The sequence below is a fragment of the Microcoleus sp. A006_D1 genome, from assembly GCF_036702805.1.
In the GTDB taxonomy this organism is placed as follows: domain Bacteria; phylum Cyanobacteriota; class Cyanobacteriia; order Cyanobacteriales; family Microcoleaceae; genus Microcoleus.
Genome location: NZ_JAUBVZ010000017.1, coordinates 80,543 through 97,530, shown reverse-complemented (window position 1 = coordinate 97,530; position 16,988 = coordinate 80,543). Strand labels below are relative to the sequence as shown.

Annotated in this window: 12 protein-coding genes; 6 read left to right on the top strand and 6 right to left on the bottom strand. The window is 44.7% G+C overall.

Annotated elements, in window-relative coordinates:
- Positions 1-199 precede the first annotated feature (199 nt).
- Positions 200-7,147 (bottom strand): SBBP repeat-containing protein, encoded by a 6,948-nt coding sequence (locus tag QUB68_RS24220; protein WP_332997224.1) that lies wholly within the window; start codon positions 7,145-7,147, stop codon positions 200-202.
- A 1,150-nt stretch (positions 7,148-8,297) separates the two neighbouring features.
- Between QUB68_RS24220 and bchI the strand changes: the two genes are divergently transcribed.
- Together bchI and ruvC are read left to right on the top strand one after the other, a co-directional pair.
- A complete protein-coding gene (gene bchI / locus QUB68_RS24215; protein ID WP_442923119.1) occupies positions 8,298-9,413 on the top strand; it encodes a magnesium chelatase ATPase subunit I in 1,116 nt (371 codons plus the stop codon).
- Positions 9,414-9,509: 96 nt separating this feature from the next.
- Complete coding sequence (gene ruvC / locus QUB68_RS24210) at positions 9,510-10,046, top strand: crossover junction endodeoxyribonuclease RuvC (RefSeq protein WP_332997222.1); 537 nt, start codon at positions 9,510-9,512, stop codon at positions 10,044-10,046.
- 126 nt (positions 10,047-10,172) lie between these two features.
- Here ruvC and QUB68_RS24205 read toward each other — a convergent pair whose 3' ends face one another.
- Positions 10,173-10,766 carry a Uma2 family endonuclease gene (locus tag QUB68_RS24205; RefSeq protein ID WP_332997220.1) on the bottom strand — a complete coding sequence of 198 codons (594 nt, stop codon included), beginning with the start codon at positions 10,764-10,766 and terminating at the stop codon, positions 10,173-10,175.
- A 233-nt stretch (positions 10,767-10,999) separates the two neighbouring features.
- Between QUB68_RS24205 and QUB68_RS24200 the strand changes: the two genes are divergently transcribed.
- Positions 11,000-11,374, top strand: coding sequence for a hypothetical protein (locus QUB68_RS24200; RefSeq protein ID WP_265236363.1), 375 nt, complete (start codon positions 11,000-11,002; stop codon positions 11,372-11,374).
- Between the two features lie 69 nt (positions 11,375-11,443).
- Here the strand turns inward: QUB68_RS24200 and QUB68_RS24195 are convergent, their stop codons facing one another.
- The gene (locus QUB68_RS24195; protein ID WP_332997218.1) at positions 11,444-11,713 is read right to left on the bottom strand and encodes a hypothetical protein; all 270 of its coding nucleotides are present in this window, start codon (positions 11,711-11,713) and stop codon (positions 11,444-11,446) included.
- A gap of 219 nt (positions 11,714-11,932) precedes the next feature.
- Here QUB68_RS24195 and QUB68_RS24190 point away from each other — a divergent pair, with 219 nt between their 5' ends.
- From QUB68_RS24190 to QUB68_RS24180, 3 genes are all read left to right on the top strand, one after another.
- On the top strand, positions 11,933-13,153 hold the full coding sequence (locus QUB68_RS24190) for a hypothetical protein (protein WP_332997216.1): 1,221 nt from the start codon (positions 11,933-11,935) through the stop codon (positions 13,151-13,153).
- 10 nt (positions 13,154-13,163) lie between these two features.
- Positions 13,164-13,397 (top strand): hypothetical protein, encoded by a 234-nt coding sequence (locus QUB68_RS24185; RefSeq protein WP_332997214.1) that lies wholly within the window; start codon positions 13,164-13,166, stop codon positions 13,395-13,397.
- 118 nt (positions 13,398-13,515) lie between these two features.
- On the top strand, positions 13,516-14,157 hold the full coding sequence (locus tag QUB68_RS24180) for a restriction endonuclease subunit R (protein ID WP_332997212.1): 642 nt from the start codon (positions 13,516-13,518) through the stop codon (positions 14,155-14,157).
- A 344-nt stretch (positions 14,158-14,501) separates the two neighbouring features.
- On the opposite strand, the gene QUB68_RS24175 is transcribed toward QUB68_RS24180, so the two are convergent.
- The 3 genes from QUB68_RS24175 to QUB68_RS24165 form a co-directional block, all read right to left on the bottom strand.
- Positions 14,502-14,837 (bottom strand): ribulose bisphosphate carboxylase small subunit, encoded by a 336-nt coding sequence (locus tag QUB68_RS24175; RefSeq protein WP_332997210.1) that lies wholly within the window; start codon positions 14,835-14,837, stop codon positions 14,502-14,504.
- Positions 14,838-14,882: 45 nt separating this feature from the next.
- Entirely contained in the window at positions 14,883-15,293 is a 411-nt protein-coding gene (rcbX, locus tag QUB68_RS24170) for a RuBisCO chaperone RbcX (protein WP_332997208.1), read from the bottom strand.
- A 136-nt stretch (positions 15,294-15,429) separates the two neighbouring features.
- Positions 15,430-16,860, bottom strand: coding sequence for a form I ribulose bisphosphate carboxylase large subunit (locus tag QUB68_RS24165; RefSeq protein ID WP_332997206.1), 1,431 nt, complete (start codon positions 16,858-16,860; stop codon positions 15,430-15,432).
- Positions 16,861-16,988: the final 128 nt, after the last annotated feature.

Below are 16,988 nucleotides of genomic sequence, written 5' to 3'. Positions count from 1 at the left end.
CGATCGCCCGTCGCCCGTGAAAAAATCGTCAAGGGCGATCGACCGGCACGATGCCAAAAGAGCGATCGCCCGTCGCCGCTGAAAAAGTAGTCAAGGGCGATCGCACTTTCGGATAGGGGGAAAGTGCGATCGGGCTTTACTCTTGGGGTAATAGGAAAAGAGATCGCACCTCAACCTAATTTTTCAGGCAGCAGAAACTCTACGCCATCACTGACCGATCGGAATAAAGATTAGCCAGTTGCGAATCCCGTTGCAACGCCCACGCACGGCGAACCGCAGCATCAGCATTAACCAATCCATTGCCAAAGGTATTATCGCGACCAGCAGTTCCTAAGTCCATTGCTGTGTCTATTAAGATTTGGCGTATTTGTCCTCCAGTTAAGGCTGAGTTGACACTCCACACCAGTGAGGCAATTCCTGCCATATTGGGATTAGCAGCAGAGGTGCCATTAAAAATTAATTCACCCGATTTAGACATTGCTGGAGAATCTGTTGCTGCCATAAGCGTGAGGCTGGAACCAAAATTAGAGTATGAAGCTTTACCTACATTTGTAGCATTTGTCAACCCATTTACAGTTGTTTGGTTCCAATTCTCAAGCGCTCCAACGGCCATCACATTACTATGGTTTGTTTGAAGTCGAGCCACACCTCCACTCTTTATGGGGTTGGTTGTCTTATCATCAACATTAATGCCACCATTACCCGCTGCAACAGCAAAGAAGGCAACGTCAGAATTATCTCGAATCAACTGCTCTAGTTGTGCTTGTGTGGCACCATCATTAAGCCACGATTCTCCTTGAACTCCACCTTGGAAGACAACCTTTTTACCAGTAGCACGGGCGGCTTTAATTGAACTATCAATAGCACTGAAGAGGCTTACACGACTCCCTCCCCTACCTCCTCCATAGAGGTCGTTAACAATTACTTGACTGTTCCAATTTATTCCAGCAACTCCCGAACTATTGTTAGTCGTTGAACTCATGACACTAATTGCCATATGTCCATGTCCATCATCATTGTAGTCATCATTATCAATGCCATTAGAACGCAGACTCAAACGATTATAGTCAATATCAACAGGTGGTGGCGTAAGCCCTGAATCCAAAGATGACAGCAGGATATTACTGCTACCGCGAGTGAAACGCCATGCACTAGAAACATCAGATACACGAAGATTCCACTGTTTATCAGAGGAGGTATCATTAGGACGAATTTGCAGATCCATCTCTGATCCATCAGAGAAGCGCAAACGCTCAATTCCTTGGAAATAGACTTCCCGACCATCAGAAAGGGTAATGTAGTCTAACGCATTACCGTTAAAGATAGCTTGACTGTTCGTTGAGCCAGACCAAGGATTAAAGGAATTGAGACTCATTCCATTAATGCTAGTAACGCTGGAACGAGAAATTCCAGAGAGATTTAGTGTATCCGTGCCACCACGTCCAATAATCACGCCACCTGTACCTAAGCCACCTGCATAAGTCAATGTTTCGCCTGCAAACGTACCATTAACTCGGTTAGCAGACAAAATTTTGATTGACTGTGCTGGCGAGATGACTTCTTGACCGCTTGTAGTACGAGCAACTGCACGAATTTGGTAATCTCCTCCAGTTAGGTTGGAGAAGTTTGCTAGGTTGACTAGCTGGTTAGATAAACTAGCTGAGTTCCAAGTGCCAAGGTTAGCAACGACGCTACCATTCCTGACTGCTTCTAAACGCACGTTGGATAGGTTTGCAGTATTAGCCAAATTGTAACTAAATCGGATAGCGCCTCCCTCAAAAACCGTATTGGCAGTGTTATCACCAGAAGCATCAGTTATGCTGAAACTTGTGAATTCAGGATTTTGAGTTGCGGTAGTATTGGCATTAAAATTCTGCCAATTACTCCATTCTTTCCCATCAAAAGCACCAATCCAGAGACTATCACTACCAGCTAGACTGCCGCCAACAAAGCGAAGGGTTTGAAGCTGATTAGCTGCTACCTCAATAGCTTGAACGGCTGGCTGACGCACACCATTAACGGTAAAGTAACCACTGCTGGCAGAGCTATTACTATCCCAGAAGCGGTAGCGCGTAATAACATCTCCGTCTGCATCGGTAGCTGTAAATACTGGACTAATTGATTGATTGGCATTAACAGATTGGTTGCCAACATTTACCACAGGAGCACGATTAGCTTGTTTCGTCTCAATATTGAAGCTAGTGCTGCCCCAAGTTTGCCCATCGTAAGCCCAAACTGTCAAATTATCATTGCTAGCTACGCTGCCACCAAAAAAGCGTACTGTACTTAGTTGACTTGCATCAACCCCAAAGGAAGATGATTGACGCACCCCATTGACGGTAAAGTAGCCGCTGGTGCTGTTAAAATTCCCATCAGAGAACCAGTAGCGGCTGATGGTATCCCCATCCGGGTCGCTAACGTTAAACAATGGCGACATTGACTGGTTAACGTTGACTGTTTGATTTAAAGCACTTAAAATCGGAGCACGATTAGGCTGTTTTGTCTCAATGTTGAAGCTAGTGTTGCCCCATGTTTGACCATCATAAGCCCAGACTGTGACGTTATCCGTGCCTGCTGCACCTCCACCTACAAAACGAACATTACTCAGTTGACTGGCATCAAAAGCGAAAGCACTGTTTTGACGCACACCGTTAAGAGTAAAGTAGCCACTGGTACTGCTGGAATTGTTGTCAGCAAAATAGTAGGTGGTAATGCGATCGCCATCCGGGTCGCTGACACTAAATGATGGCGACATGGACTGGTTAATGTTGACTGTTTGATTGAAACTACTCACCAGCGGAGAACGATTTGGTTGCAGGGGAGCATACTTAGCAACAAACGAATCAAGACTTCCGGCAGCAGTACCACCTAAAGAGCCATCAGTCCAGCCAGAAATATAGACATTACCTGTACGGTCAACTACTACATCCCTGGATGCGTCTACTGCTGTACTACCCAACAGTAAAGTCGAAATTTTGTTGCCTAAGCTATCATATTTAGTGACAAAAGCATCCGTACTTCCTGAGTTAGTTTTACCATCCAAAGAGCCTGTTGTCCAACCAGAAATATGAACATTTCCTGTGCTATCAACAGCCACTCCCATCGAACGATCTTCACCAGATGTTCCCAATTGACGAGTCCACAAACGATTACCAAAAGTGTCGTACTTTGCAACAAAAGCATCCTGTCCTCCAGCAGTAGTATTGCCATACAGAGAACCTTCAGTGGTTCCCGAAAGGTAAACATTTCCAGTACCGTCAACCGTAACATTCGCGTTACGTTCGGCTTCAACAACTGAACCTTCTGAAGCAGGAGTCCCGAATAGTCGCGTCCACAATTTGTTACCAAACTGGTCGTATTTAGTCAGAAAAACATCTGTACCACCAGAGTTGGTATTGCCATCAAGAGAACCTTCTGTTAATCCGGCAACGTAAACATTGCGAGCCGTGTCAGTGGCAACCGAACGAGCTACATCATTGCTCCCAGTCCCCAACTGTCGAGACCAGAGTTGATTACCCCAAGTATCGTATTTGGCAACAAAAGCATCTGTATTACCAGCGTTTGTACTACCAAGAGAGCCGTTAGTTTGTCCTGCAACATACAAGTTGCCAGCACTATCAGCCGTCACGCCACTAGCCCAGTCATCAGTTTGAGTTCCTATCAATCGGCTCCACAACCGATTACCATTACTATCTATTTTGGCGAGAGTAACATCTCGCGATTGAGTTCCAGGCCCGTTATCTTCTCCAACTGTAAAAACGTTTCCTGTTCCGTCAACAGTTACGTCTGTATAAAAATCCCAGCCTGTAGAACCTAGCTGACGAGTCCAGAGTTTATTTCCATTGGCATCGTATTTCGTTATGAAAGGATCAGACTGATTGGAGCCATTACCATTGGCATTGACATTGCTATCTAAGGAGCCAAGGGTGCCACCAGCCATATAGACATTACCAACACTGTCAACAGCAACTCCACGAGGTCTGTCTATAGCTGAACTACCCAATTGTTTTGTCCAGATTGATTGTTGATTATTGGGTGGTTCTACTTCTTCAGGAAGTGGATCTGCTGGGTTTTCTTGACTACTGATAAAGTCCCAAAGTGCTTGATCTAACCGAACGGATTGTTCCTGCACCGGGTCTGTGACAATCGGGTCTGTGACTGGATCTGTGACAATCGGGTCTGTGACTGGATCTGTGACAATCGGGTCTGTGATGATCGGGTCTGTGACGATCGGGTCTGTGACAATCGGGTCTGTGACAATCGGGTCTTTGACTGGATCTGTGACAATCGGGTCTGTGACAATCGGGTCTTTAACAATCGGGTCTTTAACGATCGGGTCTGTGACAATCGGGTCTTTAACGATCGGGTCTGTGACAATCGGGTCTTTAACGATCGGGTCTGTGACTGGATCTGTGACGATTGGATCTGTGACAATCGGGTCTTTAACGATTGGATCTGTGACAATCGGGTCTTTAACAATCGGGTCTGTGACTGGATCTGTGACGATTGGATCTGTGACAATCGGGTCTTTAACGATTGGATCTGTGACAATCGGGTCTTTAACAATCGGGTCTGTGACTGGATCTGTGACGATTGGATCTGTGACAATCGGGTCTTTAACGATTGGATCTGTGACTGGATCTGTGACAATCGGGTCTTTAACAATCGGGTCTGTGACTGGATCTGTGACAATCGGGTCTTTAACGATTGGATCTGTGACTGGATCTGTGACTGGATCTGTGACAATCGGGTCTTTAACAATCGGGTCTTTAACGATTGGATCTGTGACGATCGGGTCTTTAACAATCGGGTCTGTGGCGATCGGGTCTTTAACGATTGGATCTGTGACGATCGGGTCTTTAACAATCGGGTCTGTGGCGATCGGGTCTTTAACAATTGGGTCTTTAACAATCGGGTCTTTAACAATTGGGTCTTTGACGATTGGGTCTGTGACAATTGGGTCTTTGGCGTAATCAAGCAATTGCTTACCCAAATCAGTTTTCCGCCAATCTTTATCCGGGTTAATCACAGTATCGAGCAAAGCAGCTTTTCCAGTCGCACCCCGCACTTGAAAAATGATATCATTGTAATCCTTATCACTCCCTGCATCTAAGCGCATATCCTCCATCACAAAAGTATTACCTTCTCCCGTGACATCGGCAATTTGACCAAAGTGAAATCCCTCAACAGGATTCGCCATTGCCATAGAAAATAAAGGACGCTGAGCACCGCCAATAGTCGGATTATCAAACACAGACTTTACACTACCGTTGGGTACCAACATCACCCCATATTTACCCCCAGGAGTCACCGCAAAACCCTTGACTCCTAAGTAGACTCCTTGATTGGCATTACTCTCTCCTAACACACCAGAAAACCGCGCTCCTTCTGTAGCATCATTAATCACTACATGACCCTTCACAGAGTTACTTAAAGAACGCGCAGCTACTTCTTTGATAAATGCTTCGGAACCGGGTTGAAGATTTTCTAAACCCTCTAAATTGAAAATAGCCAACTCACCTTGGAACATCCCGCCATCAAATGTATAGTCTATACTGATTCGACCAGTTTGATCCGTAGTAAATACCCCCGATGTAAACGGAGATGTCAATTTTTTGTCGGTAGTTGGTTCAGGTTCTTTTTTGGTTTCAGTTGTTGCTACGCCAGTAGTTGAATTCTCTTTCTTTGTTTCTTCTAGGTTGCTGGTGGCAGTATTTGGTTGTTCTACTGACTTGGCATCATCAAGAGAGGCTACAACGGCTTTATCTGCTGTTAAAGGAGTGGCTGTTTTGGTTTCTTGAGTGGCTACAGTGTCGCCTGTAATTGGATCTTTTGTGACAGCAGTTGTTGCCGCAGCGGTTGTTGTTGCGGAGAGAGTTGTTGCTGGTTTGTCAGTTGTTGTTTGAGAAGTGGTTGTAACTAATTTGTCAGGGGTTGTTGATGTCGTTGCAACCGCAGATTCTGTGGCTGGAGGAGTTGTTGCTGGTTTATCCGTTGTTGTTTGAAAAGTGGTTGTAACGGGTTTGTCAGTGGTTGTTGATGTTGTTGCAACCGCAGATTCTGTTACTGCGAGAGTTGTTGCTGGTTGATCCGTTGTTGTTTGGGAAGTGGTTGTAACTAATTTGTCGGTGGTTGTTGATGTTGTTGCAACCGCAGATTCTGTTACTGCGAGAGTTGTTACTGGTTTGTCAGTTGTTGTTTGGGAAGTGGTTGTAACTAATTTGTCGGTTGTTGTTGTTTCAGAGGCTGTTGTAACTGGTTTGTCAGTTGTTGTTATTTGAGATGTGGCTGTAACTAATTTATCCGTTGTTGAGGTGGTTGAAACCGCTGATGTTGTGGAAGTTTCTGTAACTGGTTTGTCAGTTGTTGTGGAAGTTGCTGTAACTAATTTTTCGGTAGTTGTTGACGTGGTTGTTTCTGGGAGAGTTGTTGCTGGTTTTTCGGTGGTTGTGGAAGTTGCTGTAACTGGTTTTTCTGTTATTGTGGATGTGGTTGAATCCGCCGATGTTGTGGAAGTAGTTGTTGGTGGTTTCTCAGTTGTTGTGGAAGTTGCTGTAACTGGTGTGTCGGTAGTTGTTGTTTCAGAGGCTGTTGTAACTGGTTTGTCGGTAGTTGTGGAAGTATTTGTAACAGATTTTTCGGTGGTTGTGGCTGCGATAGTCGTTGCTGGTTTGTCGGTAGCTGCTATTTTATCTGCTGCTGCGACTGCATTTTCCTGAACCAAAGTTCCTGTGATGGGATCTTTGGTTGCCGTGGGTTTTTCGGAAGTGCTGACAACTGGTAAAATTGTTACAGTTAAAGGAGATGTTGTCTCGACTTTTACACCTGTGATGGTGTCTGTGTCGGCTTTTTTGGGAGAGTTTACTTCTGCTAAATTCAGGGTGAGTTTGATGTCGCCGGTGATTGGCAAAACTTGGATGGTATATTCCCCTGCTGACAAGCCTTCTATGTTGGAAGAAGTCTTGATGATTGCGCTGGTATTATTGAGTACGGATATGTCGGCATTCCCACTCAAGCCGTTGAGGGAAATTGGGAAGCTTCCCGGACTGTTGATGTTAAATTTGTACAGGTTGTCGATATTTGTAGTACCAACACTACCTTTGTAGGTTCCGCTGTCAGTGAATGCCCCGATGTTAAGTTCAGTCATTTGTACCCCTGAAAAATAGTTGGTTAAATCAGTTGTTGAGAATCGATCGATCGCCCTATTATGTTTTTATGTTTTCTCCTGTGCGTTTTTGAGCAGTTAGAGCTACCTAAAATTTTTCTGAAAACGGAAACTTTCAAGACTGCTTCTTTACTTTTTCAACGAAGCAGGGAAGTATTGCATTTATTTGTGAAGAAGCTTTAGTGATATTTGCCCGGGTGTCATATTTTAATCCAAATTTCACCTCAGTTTTAAAGTATCAGACAGCAAAAAAAAAAGCAATACGTATAAATACGCAATTTTTTACATTAAAAACTTTACAGTAACTTTACAATCGGCAATATAATTTTTGGTAGGTAGAATGACTGTAAAATAGCCAAAAACCATAGAAATTAAGCACTAACAAAGTATTAGCGCTATTGCCCACCAGACTGTTAGCAAAGCACGGCAGATGTAAAGCATCCCCAATGCAGAAGATTTGCTAAGTTTGTGTAAAGTATCAAAGAAACAGGACTTTATGACATTACTTAAAGCTCCTTTAAACCGAATTTAATGACGATTACTTTAAAGCTCCTTAATCGTCGAACAGCTATACTACCAGTCATAGACGCAAGAACGGCTAAAAACAAACGGTTGCGATTACGTCGCACAGCGAATAATGACAGAAATACGTTGTTTCTGCGTCTTGGACTAACTACCATGAAAAAAATTTGCTTCAAAGTGGCCTCAAATATATATCTGGGGGAACTTGAGGGTTTTATGCAAATTCGGGAAAATTGTTACATAAGTTTACATTTCAGTTGCCCGATCGCCTAAAGTTACCTCCAGCCACACTACCCCTGAAAAATAGTTCCTTAAAAGTGCTCTTAATTATCTATCGGGATTGACTTGAGGTTTTTATGCAAATTCCGGGCATTGTTACATAAGTTTATATTTGGGTTGCCCGATCGCCAAGTTAACATAAGTAGTAATTTTGCTTCAAACTATTGTGGGGTAAGCATCTTGCCCGCCCAAAGCTGCTATGTAAATACAGAAAATCTGAGTTGCGCTTGGGTATTGAAGGGGCTGCAAGTGCGATCGCCCCAATCGATCGCCCCAGACAATCCCTTATCCCCTACAATAAATAAGCAATTGTTATATTTTGAGTTATCCTGTGAGTCCTACTGCCGAAGTCAGCAATAACGTAAATGCGGGCGCTCTGCCAACCGTTACCGCTACCCCAGCCCGCCGCGCTGTTTTTCCCTTCACCGCGATTGTTGGCCAGGAGGAGATGAAACTTGCGCTGCTATTGAATGTCATCGATCCCAAAATTGGTGGAGTGATGATTATGGGCGATCGCGGTACTGGTAAATCTACCACAATCCGTGCCCTGACTGACTTGCTGCCGGAAATTGAGGTGGTGGCTGACGATCCTTTTAACAGTCATCCCACCGATCCGGATTTGATGAGCGATGAGGTGCGCGATCGCACTTTATCTCAAACTGACATTAAAATCGCCCGCAAAAAAGTACAAATGGTAGACTTGCCGCTCGGCGCTACCGAAGACCGAGTGTGCGGTACGATCGACATCGAGAAAGCTTTGTCGGAAGGCGTGAAAGCTTTTGAACCAGGCCTGTTAGCTAAAGCTAACCGCGGCATTCTTTACGTCGATGAAGTTAATTTGCTCGACGATCATTTAGTCGATGTTTTGCTAGACTCCGCCGCCAGCGGTTGGAATACTGTTGAAAGAGAAGGCATTTCGATCCGCCACCCGGCTAAATTTATTTTAATCGGTTCCGGGAATCCCGAAGAAGGAGAATTGAGGCCGCAGTTGCTCGATAGATTCGGGATGCACGCAGAAATTCGGACTGTCAAAGACCCGAATCTGAGAGTGGAAATTGTCGAACAGCGATCGAGCTTTGACCAAAATCCGCCCGAGTTTCTCGCCAAATATCAGCACGAACAAGATGATATGCAGCAGAAGTTGGTGGAAGCCCAGGAAAGGCTGAAATCCGTAACTATCGATCGCGATTTGCGAGTAAAAATCTCCCAAGTTTGCGCGGAATTGGACGTAGACGGGCTGCGGGGCGATTTGGTCACAAATCGGGCTGCGAAAGCTTTCACAGCTCTGGATGAGCGCACAGAGGTGACTGTGGACGATATTCGCCGGGTGATGACTCTGTGTTTGCGGCACAGATTGCGCAAAGACCCGCTAGAATCTATTGATTCGGGTTCTAAAGTGACTAAAGTGTTCGATCGCGTATTCGGCCTAGAAGCAACTGAGGGGTAATGAGTAATTGGTAATTGGAAATGGGTAATTTGTGGTGATGAAACATTCCCAAAATTTTCAGACCTGATGCCCCATTTCCAATTACTAACTCAGGCAATGGAAAAACGAATTTTAGGATTAGATCCGGGCTTAGCCAATCTCGGCTACGGCGCAATTTCCTGTAAAATTGTCCCCGGAAAACAAGATCAAAACAGCGTTTCCATGATTGATTGCGGCGTAATTCAAACAACGCCAAAACAGGAAATGGGACAGCGCTTAAAAACAATTTACGAAGATTTGCACGCGGTAATTGAACAAGTAAAACCAGATTTAGCAATTGCCGAAAAACTGTTCTTTTACAAAATGGGAAATACCATACTTGTAGCGCAAGCGCGGGGAATTTTGATCCTAGTATTGGCGCAGTGCGGAGTGCCGCTGTTCGAGTTTACGCCGGCTCAAATTAAAAAAGCTTTGACCGGCCGCGGCAATGCTGATAAATCGGAAGTGCAAGAAGCTGTGGCGCGGGAGTTGGAGTTAGGTTACATTCCGAAACCGGATGATGCGGCGGATGCTTTGGCGGTGGCTTTGACTGGTTGGTACGACGATGATATTTGTCCGAAGACAATACTACAGTTGGAAACTCAAAAGAATTGATGCAATAGACTTGCATTGCATTCATTCACTTTCCTATCTTAAAATTATCTGCGTTCATCTGCGTTGATCTGCCTGACATCTGCGGTTGACTATCAATCAAAGATTTATGCAATTGCTCGTCTAATATCAAATCATCGGCAAATTCAACACAAATCCGGGCAAGACATCTTCTCCCGATAAACTCACGGGAAATTGTAAAATCTCTACTTCGCGATTAGGGCGATAAATTTCTACTTGTTGGTCTTGAGGATTAATTAACCAACCCAAGCGCAAACCGCTGTTGAGATACTCCTGCATTTTCTCCCGAAGCGGGCGCAGCGGGTCTGCGCGCGATTCCCTACTGGATAGCTTCGCTTCACGCAATTCTATTACAAAGTCAGGACAAATTGGCGGGAATTTTTCTTGTTGTTCTGCTGTCAAAGCAGACCATCTTTCTAAGCTAACCCAGGCCGCATCGGGAGAACGGTCTCCGTTATTCGGTAGCCGAAAAATTGTTGAAGAACTAAACACTCTCCCTAGCTGGGTTTGGTAATTCCACAGCCAAACTAAGCCAATCAAATCGGCTTCTCGATTGCCGCTGACTCCGCCTACTGGTGACATAATGATGATTTCTCCTTTCGATGTCCGTTCAAATTGCCAGTCTCGATTCATCTGGCACAAACGGTAAAACTGTTCGTCTGTTAATTCGACAGTATCTAAGTTTAAAGTAACTGTTGTCATTTTTCCAAACTCCCGATAAATATGAGTCCTGCAAACTATTTTAGCGCCACTTTCTGTCAATTTTAACATCAGTCCTGACAGCGAAAGTCCAAAATATGAGTTGAAAATGTAATTAAGTACGCGCCGCAGCTATCCCTGTGAATCGCCCAATCCCAACCTCAATCCCAAAAATGCTATAATATCAACTTTAACTGCTAAACTTACCCCGCCAGCATAGAACATAGGAAAATCTTATGGTGATTATTACCTCACAAGAAATTGCCCAATTTCGATCGCAATTAGCCGAATATCCCGAAGCCCTAAAAGCTCTAGACGAAATCGAAGATTGCGAAGGCAACATCGAAGATGCAGCGATATCTCTAGCAATTCAAGCCGGACAAGAACCGAATATTTCTGAAAATTGGTTGGACGGATTGGCAAAAAGATGCCGCGTTGCTATCTGCAAATCTGAGGTGAAAGAAGAGTTGATAAACGGACAGTTGAATGCAGCATTTAGAGATTTAGTCGCCGCCAAAACTTGCCCGCAGATTTTGGTGACATCGGTGATTATTTATGTATTTAAAACTGGGGTGAATGATTTTTGTGAGCCTCTGGAATATAAACTGTAAAGCCATTGATGCAGTTAAATTCGCCGCGATTTATCAAAACATGATATAACGAGGCGATCGCACTTTTCTCTACCACTGTGCACTGCTGTACCCAGCCGGCACCAAATCTGGCGACAAACCCAAAGATTTCCCCAGCAAACGAGCAAGTTGTACTAAAAAATTAGCAGTATCTGCGTCACCTTCGCCGGCCATTGAAGCCGATATCTGGATTAGCATCTGCACAAATCCTGCATCAATTAAATCGGAACAGGAACTCAAAACCTCTGGTTCTTGACCGTTGGGACAGGTAAGCACTCGCTCGATCAAGTTCAAATAAGCCTCGTGGCGTTCTGGATTCATTTTGGGGGGGTCGGTACAGTAAATGATTTATTATTACGTTTAACTGAGTCCTGTCAATCAGGCGATCGCATATACGATCCCCGTCTTTCGTCTAGAAACTCCATTCAGTCAGGAATAGACAGAAGCTTAAAGAAAATCTTAAGTTTTTCAATGCTAGTTTAGTCGAGGTAAGGTGCGCCATGAGCACCCTAGGATTCAAGGGACTTAGGAATATAAAAAATGAAAATAGGAATATTTTTAGGAAATCTCGGAAATCCCGCCATCTACTATCCCAAACTAGCCAAAATTACGGGCGGAGTCACGGCGAGTATTTTTCTGTGCCAATTATTGCAATGGCAAGCACAACAGTCAAATCCCGGCGAATGGGTGAAAACTAACGGCGGCGAAATTGAAAAAGCTACTGGTTTAAATTGCGAAGAACAAGAATTCGCTATAAAACTGCTGAAAGTGCGATCGCTCCTGAAAGAAAAATCCACAAATCCCAACACCGAAACCCTAGAACTCTGGGCGGACATTGACGCTTTGGAGGAAAAAATTAATAACTTTTGGGGAACCAATCCTGCTGATATTATAACACAAACAAGCCGCGAAAACAACAATCGTCCTGTAGAAATATTCCCCGAAACTTCACCCCCAAATGATGCAGTTAAAACTGATAAATTTTTCGGGCAACCGCGCCAGAAAATTGCGGTTACAGTCATCCCAAATTACCGATTTAGCGGGCCTTGGAATTCCGAAGCAGAACTGCAAAACTTTCAGCGAGCTTTAGAAGAATATGCCAGAGATCGCAACTTAGGATTTGGCCATCCTTCGGGATGGGCATTAAAAATTATTGACAGCATGACAAAGGGCTTAACCTCGACTTTTTGGGACGAATTTATCGCCGGAATTCCTTTAGGAGAAAGTCAGAAAGTTAAGCGAGAGTGGGAAATTGAGCCGGAAGTGCCTTATCCGGCGTTTGAAGAGGAGCGCATTCAGTATTATGTGCACAAGGGCGAACCGCTGGAAGCAGCAGTGTCTAAGGCTCGTGCTGACTTGAGAAACCCGGTTTTAGGGAAGGATTTGTGGGAGGGTTTTTTGCGAAAGTGCGATCGCATTGCCGATGATGCACTCAAAGCCAAAAACCAAGGCGTACAACACGCATATTTGCCCTCTTCCTTCAACGAAAGACCGCAAATTACCAAAGAAAGCGTGATGAATAAATTAGGGGCGATCGCGCCTCAATTTGCCCTGAATCAATCCACATCTGAAACAATCGCAGAACCGCCAAAACTCGAACAACAAGAGCCTCCAGCCGACGAAATCCCCAGTATTTCCTTTTTGCAAAAAGCTTACCAAACTTCTCTCGGTCGAGGTATTGTTGAAAAACAAATCGCGGCTAACCCAGAATGGGGCTATGAAATAGTTGATGGTGAAATAGTAGAATCTATTCCTTTTTAATGAGGCTAAAATGAAACGAATTAGCGATATCAATCCGCTGGGAGTTGAGCGGGCAAGTCCTTCAAATCCCGAAAGAGCAAAGCTGCGCCAGGAAAGATTGCAGCATGAGAAGTATTTAGGTTTTCAGCAGTTAATAGAGCTTTGTAGTTTGGGCGAATATGGCATGGCGAAACAACTTGCAAGCCGACATTCTCGTTGGGGTTATGAAATAGTTGATGGAGTTGTAATGGATCGGGTAGATTAGGTTCGTAGTAAAGACTTTAGTCCTTTCAGCCTCGGATTTTAGGACTGAAGTCATTACTACGAACCTACTTTTGCGGATATGTTAGAATTATAATAGAGAATTAATTGATTGTAAAGTTATGACAGCTATTATTAATGCCAAAAATCTAACGCTCAATGAAGTTAGTGAATTTTTGAAGTTTCAACAACTGTTTAACAACGAAACGTACCCAAGTTTATTATCATTAGAACCACTCGCCGAGTTTGAACAGCTAGAACTCGTGCAAATCCGCAACGATTTTCGCGAATACCTCTCTTTTGAAAGAGTTTCAGAAGGGCTGGTACAAGCTCTGACTACCTTTCCTTTGATGCGATTGGCTGGCTTTTACCGATCGCCATTAAAGATGAGTCTAGAAGAAAATATTGCTAATATTGCGATCGAAGATGAAGACATAACTATTACAGGCAGATTTGACATCTTAGCAATCAATAAACAGAAACAAATCGCCGCTGATATAGCATTTTGGATTTTAGTAATAGAATCTAAAAACAGTCTAATTGCTCCCCGTGCCGGTTTGCCCCAACTACTAACTTATGCCTATAAAAGTTTAGAATATCAAGAGTCAGTCTGGGGACTGACAACCAGCGGAGAGTTTTATCAGTTCGTTAATATCCGTCGAGGAAATCCGCCAACCTATCAGTTAATGCCCTTTCTGACTTTGATGGAACCCGAATCTTCTGTTGTGTTGCTGCAAGTTTTGAAAGCTATTTGTAAACTCTAGAAGAAGGAAGTTCGGCAACGGATTGTGTAACGGATGTAACGGATTGAAGACATGAAGTAGGGTGCGTCAGCGAGGAAGATTTCGGGAAAAACTCACAATCTCACAACTGACGCACCCCCGGAATAAATGGTGCGTCAGAATGAGATTATGAGTGATTGTTGAGAATTACTAAACTGACGCACCCTACCGCTTTAACTGTTGACTCTTCAACCCGCGGAGGCGGGTTTTGCCTGTATAGACGCGGTTTCAACCGCCGAGTCTTCTGCATAAAAAAATGAGGCGGGGAGAATTCCCTACCTCAATTTTTAGCTAACTTTTACCCTACAAAATAGAGCTGTTAAAACTTAGTAGCCTCTGGTGTTTGGCTTGTGCACGATGAAGCTTAGCACTTGGCACTGCTTCACGTTGTCAAAACCCATGACGCGGATGTAAGACTGAGAATTTTCTTGGCGGCAAGCTTGAATTTCAGCCATGATTTCTTGGACGCTGCGAGCACCAAACAAAGGCAATTTCCACAAAGTCCAGTAGCGCATTTCAGGGGCAGAGGTTTCGTTGAATTCTACGCCGGGAATGTAGCCTTGATCCAAGATGTACTGGAGTTGCTTGGCAATTTGCGCGTCTGTCAGCGGGGGCAAATAGGACAGAGTTTCGTAACGACGCTCTTTAGGTAAAGTCTTCATTTTGTGTATCTCTAAGGTGTGTGTTCGATCGCACTTATCGATCGATTAACTCGACAAATTATCCAGATTCGGTTCAGAATCTATTGATGTTTCAGGATTAGCGATAGAAACAGACCAATTAAGTTGCGTAATTCGCTCTAAATGCTCGCGTCTGTGTTCCATATTCGACTGTTGAATGCCAGTACAAACCATTTCTGGCAAGAATTCTGTCACATCGTGAGCCAGATACTCTCGCACAGTCATGATCCGAAATCCTAAATCTTGATTTTCCCTCAGCAACTCTTGAATATAAACTTCTCCATCTTGGATTTTGCCCTTAGTGGAAAATTCGTTTAACCAGATTGCCAAAGCAGGATTGGTTTCGCTCAACTGAGCTAGCACAATCCGCACGGATTGATAGGTTAGGTAACTCGCCAGCACCTTAGCGGTGTCTTTCGCAACTTGTTTGAGCTCCATTCTGACCGCATCTCCCTCAAATTTTAGATTTTGGATTTTAGATTTTAGATGCAAACTTACTTGTAAATCTTCTTCAAAGATAAAGAATTAACAGCAAGTTTGCGACCTAAAACCTAAAATCTCAAACCCAAAATCATCAAACGGTATCCATTGCCTCGAACTCAAACTTAATTTCTTTCCAGAGTTCGCAAGCAACAGCCAGTTCGGGGCTCCATTTGCAAGCTTCGCGAATGATGTCTCCGCCTTCGCGCATCAAGTTGCGGCCTTCGTTACGAGCTTGGACGCAAGCTTCCAAAGCAACGCGGTTAGCAGTTGCACCAGGTGCGTTACCCCAAGGGTGGCCCAAGGTGCCGCCGCCGAACTGCAAGCAGGAGTCGTCGCCGAAGATTTCTACCAAAGCTGGCATATGCCAGATGTGGATACCACCAGAAGCAACTGGCATGACACCAGGCATGGAGGCCCAATCTTGGGTGAAGTAAATACCGCGGCTGCGGTCTTCTTCGATGTGGTCTTCGCGCATCAAGTCTACGAAGCCCATCGTGATGCCTTTTTCGCCTTCGAGTTTGCCCACAACTGTACCCGAGTGCAGGTGGTCGCCGCCGGACATCCGCAAGCACTTGGCAAGCACGCGGAAGTGGATACCGTGGTTCTTTTGACGATCGATCACGGCGTGCATTGCGCGGTGAATGTGCAGCAAAATACCGTTTTTGCGGCACCATTTGGCCAAGCTGGTGTTTGCAGTGAAACCACCGGTGAGGTAGTCGTGCATGATGATCGGGGTTTTGATTTCTTTGGCGAATTCAGCCCGTTCCATCATTTCTTCAAAGGTAGGGGCGGTTACGTTGAGGTAGTGGCCCTTGACTTCGCCGGTTTCTGCTTGGGCTTTTTCAATAGCTTCTTGAACGAACAGGAAGCGATCGCGCCAACGCATGAACGGTTGCGAGTTGATGTTTTCGTCGTCTTTGGTGAAGTCCAAACCGCCGCGTAGAACTTCGTAAACGGCACGGCCGTAGTTCTTAGCAGACAGACCCAATTTGGGTTTAATTGTACAACCCAGCAAAGGACGGCCGTACTTGTTCAATTTGTCCCGCTCAACGGTAATACCGTGAGGAGGGCCTTGGAAGGTTTTCAGGTAAGCAATGGGAACCCGCAAGTCTTCCAACCGCAGAGCGCGCAGAGCTTTGAAACCGAAAACGTTACCAACCAAAGATGTCAGCAAGTTGGTGACGGAACCTTCTTCAAACAAATCCAAAGGATAGGCGATGAAGCAGATGTATTGGTTGTCTTCACCGGGAACTGGCTCGATGTCGTAGCAGCGACCTTTGTAGCGGTCGAGGTCGGTCAGGAGGTCAGTCCACACAGTTGTCCATGTACCAGTGGAAGATTCAGCAGCTACAGCAGCGCCTGCTTCTTCTGGTGGTACTCCAGGCTGTGGAGTTACGCGGAAAGCCGCCAAAATATCTGTATCTTTCGGCGTGTAGTCCGGGGTGTAATACGTTAGTTTATAGTCTTGAACTCCGGCTTTATACCCAGCCTTTGATTGAGTTTGGGTTTGCGCGTAAGCCATATCTCGCTTCCTAGTATTCGCTTAATTTTTTGGGCCTGATGGCCGGCTCCTAAAAATATACCAATAAACGGACACTCTAAAATTTTAATATTCTTTTAATCATCATAAGTATTATTTATTTTACTTTA